General features: G+C 60.3%; 6 protein-coding genes. 4 read left to right on the forward strand and 2 right to left on the reverse strand.

Annotated features, from left to right (window positions below):
- The first annotated feature begins 48 nt into the window (after positions 1-48).
- On the forward strand, positions 49-888 hold the full coding sequence (locus QMB98_RS04770; protein ID WP_371684533.1) for a glycosyltransferase family 2 protein: 840 nt from the start codon (positions 49-51) through the stop codon (positions 886-888).
- 274 nt (positions 889-1,162) lie between these two features.
- Here the strand turns inward: QMB98_RS04770 and rfbB are convergent, their stop codons facing one another.
- Both rfbB and QMB98_RS04780 read right to left on the reverse strand, forming a co-directional pair.
- Positions 1,163-2,152 (reverse strand): dTDP-glucose 4,6-dehydratase, encoded by a 990-nt coding sequence (gene rfbB, locus QMB98_RS04775; protein WP_371684534.1) that lies wholly within the window; start codon positions 2,150-2,152, stop codon positions 1,163-1,165.
- A gap of 10 nt (positions 2,153-2,162) precedes the next feature.
- Positions 2,163-3,470 carry a UDP-glucose/GDP-mannose dehydrogenase family protein gene (locus QMB98_RS04780; protein ID WP_371684535.1) on the reverse strand — a complete coding sequence of 436 codons (1,308 nt, stop codon included), beginning with the start codon at positions 3,468-3,470 and terminating at the stop codon, positions 2,163-2,165.
- Between the two features lie 362 nt (positions 3,471-3,832).
- Here QMB98_RS04780 and QMB98_RS04785 point away from each other — a divergent pair, with 362 nt between their 5' ends.
- From QMB98_RS04785 to QMB98_RS04795, 3 genes are all read left to right on the forward strand, one after another.
- Entirely contained in the window at positions 3,833-4,429 is a 597-nt protein-coding gene (locus QMB98_RS04785; RefSeq protein WP_371684536.1) for an acyltransferase, read from the forward strand.
- A 412-nt stretch (positions 4,430-4,841) separates the two neighbouring features.
- On the forward strand, positions 4,842-6,752 hold the full coding sequence (locus tag QMB98_RS04790) for an N-acetylmuramoyl-L-alanine amidase (RefSeq protein WP_371684537.1): 1,911 nt from the start codon (positions 4,842-4,844) through the stop codon (positions 6,750-6,752).
- 312 nt (positions 6,753-7,064) lie between these two features.
- Positions 7,065-12,632, forward strand: coding sequence for a lamin tail domain-containing protein (locus QMB98_RS04795; protein WP_371684538.1), 5,568 nt, complete (start codon positions 7,065-7,067; stop codon positions 12,630-12,632).
- The last annotated feature ends 203 nt before the right edge of the window (positions 12,633-12,835 follow it).

Consider the following 12,835-nt stretch of genomic DNA (forward strand, 5'->3'; position numbering starts at 1 on the left):
AGGGATCAGCGACTGGTACCCTAAGTGGGTCAACATGGAGGAGGATACGTGTCAGGTACTGGCATTCACGTGGTTACTGTGGCATACAACCCCGGTGTTGAACTCGACACGATGTTGGCTTCGCTGCCGGCTGCGGCCCCCGGTTTCCAGCTCCACACCGACATTGTCGACAACGGATCCGAGACAGATATGGTCGACGCCGCCGCGTCTACCCACGGCGCCAGCATCATCCGACCGGGACAGAACCTGGGCTACGGCCCCGCAGCCAATCTCGCGTTCGCAGATTCAGATGCTGACTGGTTCCTCCTCGTGAACCCGGATACGGTCTTTGCTCCCAATGCCATTAGCGCACTCGTGGGGGCAGCTGGTCGCCACCCAGAGGCCGGAGTGTTCGGTCCTCAGTTACGTAACACGGATGGCTCCGTCTATCCGTCGGCACGTCAGCTTCCCTCGATCTCCAACGGGGTGGGGCACGCTGTGCTCGGACCCGTGTGGAAGAACAACCCGTGGACCCGCGCCTATCACGGCAACACGGATGAGGAGCACGCCTGCGGGTGGCTCTCGGGTGCCTGCCTGCTGATCAGACCCGAAGCATTCCGTGAGGTTGGCGGCTTCGATCCGGAGTACTTCATGTTCTTTGAGGACGTTGACCTGGGGAGAAAGATGACGGAGGAGGGATGGCAGTCCGTGTACGTGCCCTCCGCGGTCGTCACCCACGAACAGGGTGTGTCCTGGAAGAAGAAGCCCGCACGGATGATTCAGGCCCACCACGAGTCGGCCGCCAAATACATCGCATCCGCATACCCGGGCAAGACAAACATACTCGTACGCGGCGCCATCACGTCTGGTCTCAAGCTGCGCGCCAAGTGGATGACGCGGGACTCGTAGTCACGAAATAGCGTCGACACCCCACGAGCCTCGTCGCAATCACGGGGCAGCGAATCGAGAAGATCAATTACTGGGCAGTGGGTCGCAGTGGGTCGAGAGGCTCAATCGCTGATGGCCGAATCGGGCCCATAGACCCCGAATCGAAAATTCTAAGGAAATTAAAAAGACAAAAGGATGACCCGCCCAATCTGTATGAGAGAGGGCGGGTCAATCGCGTCGATAGGAATGAGGCTCAGTTATGAGCTACTCCTTCGAAATCATTCTTCGGGTTCTCTTACTGGCCCGTCTTGGCGTACTTGGCTTCGACGGCATCCTTCTGTGGACGCCACCAGTCCTCGTTCTCGCGGTACCAGGTGACCGTGTCGTGCAGGCCGGCAGTGAAGTCCTCGAACTGGGGTTCCCAACCAAGCTCGAGCAGGCTCGAGTTGTCGATTGCGTAGCGCAGGTCGTGACCGGGACGATCATTGACGTGCACGAAATCGTTCTTGTCGTAGCCAAACTCCTCGAGGATCATCTGAACGACCTGGAGGTTGTTGAGCTCGCCGTCAGCGCCGATGAGGTAGGTCTTGCCGATCTCACCCTTGTTGACGATCGCCCACACAGCCGTGTTGTGGTCGCGGACGTGGATCCAGTCGCGCACGTTGAGGCCAGCGCCGTAGAGGCGGGGCTTCACGCCATCAATCAGGTTGGTGACGGTGCGCGGAATGAACTTCTCGATGTGCTGGAACGGACCGTAGTTGTTGGAGCAGTTCGAGATCGTTGCGGCGATGCCGAAGGAGCGGACCCAGGCGCGAACCAGGTGGTCGGAACCAGCCTTCGAAGCAGAGTACGGTGAGGACGGGTTGTAGGGCGTCGTCGGCGTGAACTTGTTCGGATCGTCCAGCTCCAGATCGCCGTACACCTCATCGGTGGAGATGTGGTGGTAGCGGACCCCGTACTTGCGCACGGCCTCAAGCAACACGAACGTGCCGACAAGGTTGGTCGTGATAAACGGGGAGGGGTCGTTCAGCGAGTTGTCGTTGTGGGACTCTGCAGCGAAGTGCACAACCAGGTCCGCGTCCTTGACGAGGGGATCGACCGTGTCGGGGTCGGCAATGTCGCCCTCGATGAGGGTGACGCGGTCAAGTCCCGCCAGGGAGGCGGGGTTGCCGGCGTAGGTGAGCTTGTCGAGAACGACCACCTCAGCGTCGGGCATCTCCTCCACCGTGGTGTGAACAAAGTTAGCGCCAATAAATCCGGCTCCGCCGGTCACAAGAATCTTCATTCCTTATTCCTTAGTTACGACCCATGCCGTAATACGTCCATCCGGCATTCTTCCAGGTGTCGGGATCGAGGGAGTTGCGGCCGTCGATGACGATCTTCCCGGCAGGCTCGAGGGTGGTGGGATCCAGGTTCTTGAACTCGTCCCACTCGGTCAGAAGTAGGGTCGCCTCCGCGCCCTTGATGGCCTCGTGAGCGGTATCGGCAACCGGAACATCGGGGCGGCGCACCTTGAGGACGGGGCCGGCGGCCGGGTCAGTGATGACGATGTCAGCCCCAGCGTCCCGCAGCATCTTGGCAATGTCGATAGAGGGTGAGTTGCGCATGTCGTCGGTGTTGGGCTTGAAGGCCGCACCGAGAAGAGCGATGCGCTTGCCCGTGACGTCGCCACCGAGTGCCTCAATGGCGAGGTCGGCTGCGTGCTTACGACGGCGGTCGTTGATGGCGTTGATGTCCGACATAAAGTCGAGGGAGTTGAGGCCCAGCTGCTCCGTGCGTGCCTGGAAGGCTCGGGTGTCCTTCGGAAGGCAACCGCCACCGTAACCAATACCTGCGCGCAGGAACTTCTTGCCAATGCGATCGTCGAGACCAATGGCCTCGGCAAGCATCGTGACGTCCGCACCCGTGGCGTCACAGATCTCCGCCATCGCGTTGATGTAGGAGATCTTCATGGCGAGGAAGGAGTTGGCCGAAACCTTGACCAGCTCTGCCGTGGGGAAGTCCATGATGAGGCGGGGAGTGTCGAGCTCGAGAATGGTCGCGTAGACCTCGTCGAGAATGCGCTGCGAGACCTCCGCGCGCTCCGCGTCCTTCGACACGCCATAGACGAGGCGGTCGGGGCGCAGGGTGTCCTGCACTGCGAAAGACTCGCGGAGGAACTCGGGGTTCCAAATGAGGATCGCGCCAGCGTCGACAACGCGCTGCTCAATGGAGTCTGCGGTGCCGACCGGGACGGTGGACTTGCCAACAACGATCGAGGGTCCGTCTGCCTGACCCATGTGGGGGAGCAGGGAGTCGAGTGCTGCGTTGACGTAGGTCATGTCGGCGCTACCATCGGGACCCTGAGGGGTACCCACGCCAATGAAGTGGACCTGAGCGTCTGACACCTGAGAGAAGTCCGTGGTGAACGTGAGGCGGCCCGCCTCCACGTTGCGCGCCAGCATCTCATCAAACTCGGGCTCAACAAAAGGAGCCTTGCCAGCGGCGAGAAGAGCAATCTTCTCTTCGTCCACGTCAACACCAACAACTGTATGGCCGATCTCGGCCATACTTGCCGCGTGGACAGCGCCAAGGTAACCACAGCCAATCACTGAAATCTTCATATGGACACGTTATCGGAAAAGTGCTGTTTTCGTGTTGGCTCCGCTCACAGCGTGGTGCTTGTATTAGGCAGGCCACAGCTTTGAGGACGCTAGCTGCAGCGAGACCGTAAACCGGCTCAGTATTGACCCTTGCGTAAGTATTATGTCGAACAGAACGCACAGCGTTCATATAGAAATGAACAAGGCAGTGCGATGCCTCAAGGAGGCGGGTTTTTGCCCATGTTCCTGGGGTTTTAAGCGTGGTAGCCTGACGTCAATGAGCCGCATTGGTTCTTCTCGGTTCCCCTTGATGTCAGGTGACTCGCCCGAGTTCTGGTGCGTCAAAGTGCGACGGCCATTTGTGGCGTTAGTGAGGTTTGCTCATGGCAACCAAAATCGCTCAATCAGCAGACGTGGACCCGGCGGCCACCATCGGGGACGGAACCACAATCTGGCACCTTGCCCAAGTCCGTGAAGATGCGGTTGTTGGCGAGAACTGCATCATTGGCCGCGGAGCATACGTTGGGGAGGGCGTAGAGATGGGGGACAACTGCAAACTGCAGAACTACTCCCTCGTGTACGAGCCAGCCAAGCTCGCAGATGGCGTGTTCATTGGTCCAGCGGTTGTCCTGACCAACGATCTTCGCCCCAGAGCCATCAACCCCGACGGTTCGCTGAAGTCAGGCACGGACTGGGATCACGTGGGCGTGACCATCCACGAGGGAGCCGCAGTCGGAGCCCGCGCGGTCTGTGTCGCTCCCGTGACCATTGGCGCCTGGGCAATGGTGGCGGCCGGTGCGGTCGTCACCAAGGACGTTCCCGCCTACGGGCTGGTCGCGGGTGTTCCCGCCCGTCAGATCGGGTGGGTCGGCGAAGCCGGAGCGAAGCTGGAGCAGAACGATTCCGGCACGTGGCGCTGCCCAGTGACGGGAACCGAATACGAAGAAGTCGATCACGCGCTGCGCAGAGCGAGTAACTGACGATTGGGCACCTGACGGGTTTACCTGAACAGCCTCTCTGCCATTTTTTCCGCATGCCAGCGACCTTGCGCGCGCCCGTGGTCGTGCCCCAGTTTGATCAGCAGGAGAGCCTCAAGAGGGGGAGAGGTGATTACGAGCTGGCACAATATGCCATCTACCTGCGGAAAGATCGCCATGAAATAGGTCTCGCTCGGAACCAATTTTATCCAATTTAGGAACGTTTCATAAAATTTAATGCCGCCTCATGAGAAATGAACATTTCATTAACTCCTTGCTCATGTGTCTCAATAGGCTAGGTTTATAACGAACATGTCACTTGAACTTGGAGACCGGTATGAAGTTCCGCTCAGCGGCCCTTGCCACCATACTTCTCGCAGTGCCGACGACGGCGATTGCAGATACCCCGAATGGAATGACAGTCATTGACTTGAACTCCGCACCACAACTCGACCAGGCAGACAATGGAGCATCCTCACCAAGTGGGGATGCTCAAGCTTCATCCGGCACAGAAAGCGCGAACTCTGCGGAATCGGATGTCGCGCAGAACGACGCAAGCTCCGAGTACGAGATCCTCACGGCGCCGATGGCGTCCGATGAGTTCTATGTTGCCGGCGTGACCTGGGAGGGGACAGCACCCGAGGGCGTTGATATTCGCGTTCTTGAAAGCGGCACCTGGTCCGACTGGTACGCCCTCGAGATCGAGGTCGGGGTGGGCGGTAATGATGGCACCGAGCCATTCATTACCGGAGGAGCTGACGGCGTGCAGGTCCGCATCTCCGGATCCGAACCTCCCGCCGACCTCAACCTTGTGCTGACGAGCGGTGAGGGCGATGGTGAGGCAGTGGAGGAGACCCCGTCCGTTGCAACTGTTGCCCCAGCGGCTGGAACCGACACGATCGAAGCAATCAACGCTGAGGACGTCGCGCCCGAGACACTCATGGACATGGGAACCTCCGCGCCGTCCGCCGAGGCGCTCGCGGAGCCGCAAACTCTGACCACTCAGGCCACGGCCACAGTTCCGCAACCGTCGATCGTGACTCGCGCGGGATGGGGCGAGACTCGTGTGCCCCCGCTCTGGACTCCCTCGTACGTCAAGCTCGGTGGCGCAGTCATCCACCACACGGCGGGCACCAACAACTACACGCAGGCGCAGGCCCCCGGCGTTGTCCGAAGCGTGCACGACTACCACACGTATTCCTCCGGCCGCGGCTGGGACGACATCGGCTACAACTTCCTTGTCGACAAATACGGCACCATCTACGAGGGCCGCTATGGCACTCTACTGTCGTCCGATACTCAGATGGTGGTGGGTGGTCACGCGGCACCTGCCAATACCGGCTCCATGGGCATCTCCGTCATGGGAACCTACACGGGTACCGTTCAGCCTACCCAGGCCTCCATCACCTCGATGGAGAACATCATTGCCTGGAAGTTCTCAGCCGCGGGTGTGAATCCGAAGGGAACGTGGACCTTCTACAACGGCAACACGGGCAGGAACCAGACCGTCAACGCGATCCTCGGCCACCGCGACGTGTCCGCCACCGTGTGCCCCGGCAACATCTACCCGCTGCTGGGAAGTATGCGTAACAACGTCCAGACCAAGATCGATAGCGCCGGCAAGCCCGTGCGCGGCGACAACGACCTCGTGGTCTTCAAGACGGATGACTTCTCACCCGTCTCCACCAACGTCCAGTACTTCGGCAAGTCCGGAGACGAGTTCTACGTCGGCAACGTTCTTAGCAACGGCGACCTCCCCTTTACCCGCCGCGGCAACGTCTTCACGTTCGCCACGTCCTCCACGTCGCCCACCACGACCAACACCTACACGATTGGTCGAGCAGGCCAGCAGGTCTTCACCGGTGACATCGACGGTGACGGCAAGGAATCCCTGATCCTGCGCTCCGGCAACCGCTTCGACATCTACGACAATCCCGCAGTCAACACGCCCACGCGCTCGATCAACTTTGGTAAGGCGAGCGACGAGGTCTTCGTGTTCGACTGGGACGGCGATGGCATGGACGAGATCGCGGTGCGCCGCGGCAACCAGTTCTACCTCAAGTGGATGGTCACCTCCGGCAACGCGGACCGCGTCATTAACTATGGACGCAAGGGCGACGAGGTCTACGTCGGTAACTGGAACGGGGGTAGCGTCGACACCATTACCGTGCGCCGCGGCAACACCTACTACATGAGCTACTCCAACAGGTCTGGCGATGCGGATCGCAAGTTCGGCTACGGTCGAGCAACAGACACCGTTGTTGTTGGCGACTGGAACAGGGACGGCAAGGACGGCATCGGCGTTGTCCGCGACCTGACCAAGTAGCAAGAATGCAATGACGGTCCTCAGATCTTCAGGCATTGGGTACAACCGATCTGCACGGAGAAATTGAGGACCATCAACTGAGGGCGAGACTTTCGAGTCTCGCCCTCCCGTGCACACTGGGCGACAATACTCACAGAGCCGCGTGAAAGATGATTGTTTACCTCTCAACTGTGACCGACCTACGGAAAGTCGTGGTCAGGGAGGTGGCTCGCCCCAAGTGTTCACGTAAGAGGACACGGTAGTTCACTTTATCTTTACCGTTTCTCATTATATTTACGGGTGCCTTTCCATATATTCCGAGATAGGACATCCATGAAGAGCCACAGGCAACACTTTGCCTCGGCGCTTGCCGCAGGATTGGCGAGCATCGTCGCATTTGGGGTGGCGGGGCCGGTCAGCGCCCAGCCGGCAACCCCACCATCAGTCATTCAATCCCAGCCGGCGGCCGTGCCGCCGCTTGTCATCACTGAACTCGCACCGGACCATGTCGGTGTCGATCACTTCGAGTTCATCGAGGTCCACAACACGACAACCGAGGCAATCGACTTGGGTGAGCAGGGGTACTCGCTCGCCTACACGTCGACCAACGACGGCACGCCGGGCACGGCCCGCCTCCGCTTCGTCAACGACGATCAGTCAGAGCGGAACGATGTCGTCATCGAGGCGGGCGAGACGGTTGTTCTCTGGCTCTCTCACAGCGGTGGCAACGTCCGTTCCTTCGACTACACGGAGGCCGACTTCCGCGCACAGTGGGGCATGGCAGAAGATGACCCCAGGAGGATCATCCGAGTCACGGGCCAGGACGGCATGTCGAACTCCGGTGACCGCGGCGTTCAGATCCTCCACAACGGTGAGGTCATCACCTGGTCGTACTACCTCTCCTCCCTGATCAGCACGACGCAGACCGCCGAGTTCGCTCTCCCCGGGGCGGACGCAACCGATCCCCGCACCCTCGTTCAGATCGAGACCGCACCCGGTGGCACCCCGGGCCGCGTCAGCGACGATCAGCTGAACATTCCGGAGGAACCCGAGGAGCCGCCAGAGACACCGATCCTCGACCTCATCATCACGGAGATCGCTCCGGACAACACGAGCCACGATCGCTACGAGTACTTCGAGCTTCACAACCGCAGCGATCACGCCATCACCCTGGGTGAGGACGGCTACTCCTTCAACTACACCTACACCGATGGTGAAACGGGTTCCAACGACGTCCCGCTTCAGCTCGTTGGCGGGCAGGACCTCACCATCGCATCCGGCGAGACCGTGGTCATGTGGCTCTCGTACTCGACCGCCAACTTCGACTCCTTCGCACAGACCGAGGCTGACTTCCGTGCCGAGTTCGGTATGGATGAGGAGACCCGGATTGTGCGAATTGAGGGTCAGGCCGGCATGGCCAACGGCGGTAACCGCGGCATACGCATCCTCAAGGACGGCGTGACCGATTCGTGGGCCTTCTACCCGGGCGGTTCCGTTGGTCAGAACCTTGTGGCGGAGTTCGGTATGCCAGCATCCGATGCTGCGAATCCCCGCGCCATGCGACTCCACACTTCCCTCGCCACGCCGACACCCGGTGTCGTGAGCCAGGAGCAGCTGACTGCTCCGACGGACACCGAGGAACCGGAACCGATTCCCTCGCCTTCGACCTCCGCACCCCTGGTCGTGACCGAGGCCGTCGTTGACTCCACCAACGTGGGTGCTTCCGATGGTTACGAGTTCATCGAGATTGCGAACGCAACCGATGCGCCCATCGACTTCTCCGACTACGTCATCAACTACCTGTACCCGGTTGACGAGAACAGCAACTCGAACGCCGTTCTCTGGCCCGCCGTTCCCGCCAACTCCGTCATCGGCTCTGGCGAGACCCTCGTGTTCTGGATCAAGAGCGGACCGAACGACGACATGACCGTGGACGACTTCAACGCCTTCTACGGCACCGACCTTGAGCTCGGAACTGACCTTGTCGAGATCAGCTCGGGCGGCATGGCCAACGGCTCTCCCCGTGGCATCCAGATTCAGACCAACTCCGGCCACATGGTCAACCGCGCCTACTACAACATGGGCAGCGCTTCCGACGTGGCGACCAACATGGGTCTGCAGTGGATGAGCAACGAGGACGATCTGCTCAAGCAGGATCTCCTCGGTAACGAGCAGCCGACCCCGGGTTCGGTCTCGAGCCACCAGCTACCCCAGTCCCTCGTCACTCTCACCGAGGACAGCGAGGCACCGGCAATCGCCGACCAAACCGCCGGCGAGATTCCCGCGGGTGCTCCCTTCCCGTTTACCTTCACGGTCACGGACAACGAGCAGGTCAAGACCGTCACCCTCAACCTGTTCTCGTCCGTAACCGATGAGGAGCCGCGCAGGGTTAACCTCGTGGCCGATGGCGATAGATTCTCCTACCAACTTCCCGCCGCCGACCTTGTTGGCAAGCGCTGGTACGAGTACACCCTGACCGTTTCCGACGGCACGAACCACGTGACCACGAACCCGGTTCGGCTCAACGTCGAGGGTGCCAACACCGACCCGGTGCGCCTCAACGTGACCGACGGTCAGTGGGTGTCCGGTGTCGTTGACATCATCGCCGCAACCGACGATCTCGACCACCAGCCCACCCTCACCATCGGTGGGGAGCAGGTTGACACCGTGGCGTCACTCGAAACCGACCCGGTGTTTGCTATGGAGGTGACGGCAACCGACACGTACTTCCGTAACGGCATTCTGGCAGGCGGAGATGTCCTCAAGATCTTCGAGGAGGGCACCTACGATCGCGTCGAGTCGATCTCCACCCCTGTACCGCAGGGCTACATGGAGGACGGCAAGCTCGTTGTCAGCGTCTACGCGGGCACCAAGGCTGCTCCCGAGATTGATCTCAACGAGAACAACGATGACTTCCAGATCAAGGGCCTGCGCCTCATTCTTCCCGACGGTCGCTCGCTGACCCCGGTTGGCTACACCAACCCGGAGGAATGGCTCCGCATGGGTGACTCGACGGGCAAGCTCGACTACTACGATGCTGTCTTCGAGATCCCAGAGGATGCCTTCACCGGCCAGCGGCACTCCTGGGACACCACCACCGTCGCCAACGGCGAGTACGAGGTGTCGGCAACCGAGTCCGAGGATTCGGCCACGGCTACCCTCAACGTCGACAACACCGGTCCCGCCATTACTGTCACGGGCGTGACCAGCGATCAGTCCCTCCAGGGCGAGTTCACCATCGACGCTGAGATCACGGATGCTGGTGTCGGCATTGAGACGACCTCGGTTCAATTGGATGGCGAGAAGATTTCCCTGCCGTACAGCTCCTCGAGCGTTGACATGGTGGCGGGCGAGCACATGCTTCTCATCACCGCGACCGACAAGCTTGGCAACGCGTCGACCTCAAATACGTCCTTCGTTGTTCCGGACGAGGAACCGGGCTCAAGCGAGTTCGCTCCCGCCGACGGCGAGACTGTTCCCGCAGGGGATATCATCCTGTCGGCAACGATCACGGACCCGACGAACGACCGGGTCGACGTCACCTTCCTCGAGGGCTACGCCCCCGAGCTCGATTCTGAGGACATCCGCACCTCGACCGGCACGGTTGTTGATGCTGGTACCACCGACCGCGAGCAGGCAGTTGCCTTGACCGCGGACGAGGTTGAGCAGTTCGGTGCAACCGACGGCCTTGGCAACGAGATCAAGTCCGATGCTCAGTTCCCGTACCAGGTGTTCGAGATCGACGTTCCCGAGAACATGATTGACGGCTCCCGCCTCCGCATCAACTGGGAGGGTTCGGCCGACAGCGACGCTCAGGTCATCCTCTACGCACAGAAGGCTGACGGAAGCGGCTGGGATGAGGTCGATCGCCACATCACCGCCGCGGGCGATGCGTCCTCGACGGAGTCCTTCTCCCTGTCGGGACTGGTGGATGCTGAGGAGTACAGCCAGGACGGCACCGCCACGTTCCTTGTGCAGCACTCCGAAGGTTTTGCTGGTCAGGACCACACGACCCGTGACTCCGAGATCACGAAGAACAACTCCGATGATCTCGATCGTTCCGAGTACGACTTCACTCTCGCTTGGGAATCCGACACGCAGTACTACAACGAGCAGTACACCCAGCACCAGGAGGCTATTCACGACTTCGTGCTTGCTCAGCGCGAGAACATGAACATCCAGTACCTGTTCCACACCGGTGACATCATCGATGACTACGACCAGATGTACCAGTGGGAGAACGCTGTCCCGCAGTACAAGAGGCTCGACGATGCTGGGATGCCGTACGGCGTTCTTGCCGGCAACCACGACGTTGGTCACCTCGAGATCGACTACACCAACTACGGCACGTACTTCGGTGAGGGCCGCTACAACGGTAATCCTTGGTATGGCGGGTCGTACGAGAACAACCGTGGCCACTACGACCTGTTCTCCGCGGGCGGCATCGACTTCATTGTCGTGTCCATGGGCTGGGGACCTGACGATCAGGCCATCGAGTGGATGAACTCCGTGCTTGCACAGTACCCGGATCGCGTCGCGATTCTCAACCTGCACGAGTTCATGCTGACCACGGGCGGACTTGGCCCGGTTCCGCAGCGCATCCTCGACGAGGTTGCGGCCACGAACCCGAACGTCAAGATCATCATGTCCGGTCACTACCACGACGCCCACACCCGCACAGACCAGTTCGATGACGATGGTGACGGTGTCAAGGACCGCACCGTGACATCGATGCTGTTCGACTACCAGGGCCTGCCCGAGGGCGGTCAGGGCTACCTGCGCCTCCTCCACTTCGACAACGAGGGGGAGGAGATGAGGGTGAGGACCTACTCGCCGTCATACGATCGCTACAACTCTGACGACCCGAACCTCATGGCCGAAGGTGATGACCCGTACGGTGATCAGGACTTCACGATCAGCTACGACCAGCTCGGAATCACCCCCTCCGCCAAGGTCCTCTCCACCGACTCGGTCAACATCGAGGTTCTCTCGAACCACGAGATCGGATCAGTCAACGGCCTCGAGACCCCCGGAACAGCTTCGGTGACGTGGGCCGATCGCGAAGAAGGACAGCACCAGTGGTACGTCCGCGTCATCGACGAGCACGGAGCAGAGAACCTGTCACCCGTGCAGTCGATCTTCGTTGACACCGAGATCACCGACCCCACGGACCCGACAGATCCGACGGATCCGGTTGATGTGAATTCTCTGCGTGGAAATGTCTTCCTGCTCGCGAACGACTGGACCTCGGCTTCGGCTGATACTGGGGTTACCTTCGGACGTCGCGGGGATGAGGTTCTCGTGGGTGACTGGGATGGCTATGGGGTCGACACCCTGGGTGTGCGACGTAGCTACACGTTCTACCTGAGCAACTCTGTCTCCTCCGGACCCGCAGGCATCTTCTTCATGTACGGACGAGCAAGCGACCAGGTCGTTGTTGGTGACTGGAATGGTGACGGCAAGGATACCGTCGGTGTTCGCCGCGGCAATCAGCTTCTGCTGACTAACTCCCTCACCGGCGGCAATGCCACCATCTCCTTCGCCTACGGCAAGGCTTCCGATCAGGTTCTTGCTGGTGACTGGGATGGCGACGGAACCGACACAGTTGCTCTGCGCCGAGGAAACACGTTCATTGCCACCAATCAGCACGCCGGCGGTAAGAACGGCATCTCCTTCAACTACGGCCGAGCAACTGATCAGGCGCTCGCGGGCGACTTCGATGGCGACGGAGCGGACACACTCACCGTGCGTCGCGGCAACGTCTTCTTCATCAAGAACACTCTTGGTGGCGGGGCAGCCGACAGCTCCATCGGATTCGGCAAGTCCACCGACACCCCGATCGTGGGTGACTGGGACGGCGACGGAATCGACACCCCCGGAGTGAACCGATACCGCAACTAGTGCTCACATAGCTCCTCAGCAATGAGGGCTTGAGTACTTGAGTCAAGAAACAAATAAAGGAATCCCGGTCGGGACTGGTGTTAGCCAGTTACCGACCGGGAATTTCTTATTGAGATTCGAGCTGGGATTCGAGCCGGGGCTCTAGCTGGGATTCGAATTTGGATCCCAGATTTGAGTGGTTGTCAGTCGGAAGCGCTTGGGGC

The organism is Flaviflexus sp., from assembly GCF_041440645.1.
Classification (GTDB): Bacteria; Actinomycetota; Actinomycetes; order Actinomycetales; family Actinomycetaceae; genus Flaviflexus.

Bases quoted from the DNA above. Each gene is read 5' to 3' on its own strand.
- rfbB (WP_371684534.1), bottom strand. From the start codon at position 2,152: ATGAAGATTCTTGTGACCGGCGGAGCCGGATTTATTGGCGCTAACTTT.
- QMB98_RS04780 (WP_371684535.1), bottom strand. From the start codon at position 3,470: ATGAAGATTTCAGTGATTGGCTGTGGTTACCTTGGCGCTGTCCACGCG.
- QMB98_RS04785 (WP_371684536.1), top strand. From the start codon at position 3,833: ATGGCAACCAAAATCGCTCAATCAGCAGACGTGGACCCGGCGGCCACC.
- QMB98_RS04790 (WP_371684537.1), top strand. From the start codon at position 4,842: ATGACAGTCATTGACTTGAACTCCGCACCACAACTCGACCAGGCAGAC.
- QMB98_RS04795 (WP_371684538.1), top strand. From the start codon at position 7,065: ATGAAGAGCCACAGGCAACACTTTGCCTCGGCGCTTGCCGCAGGATTG.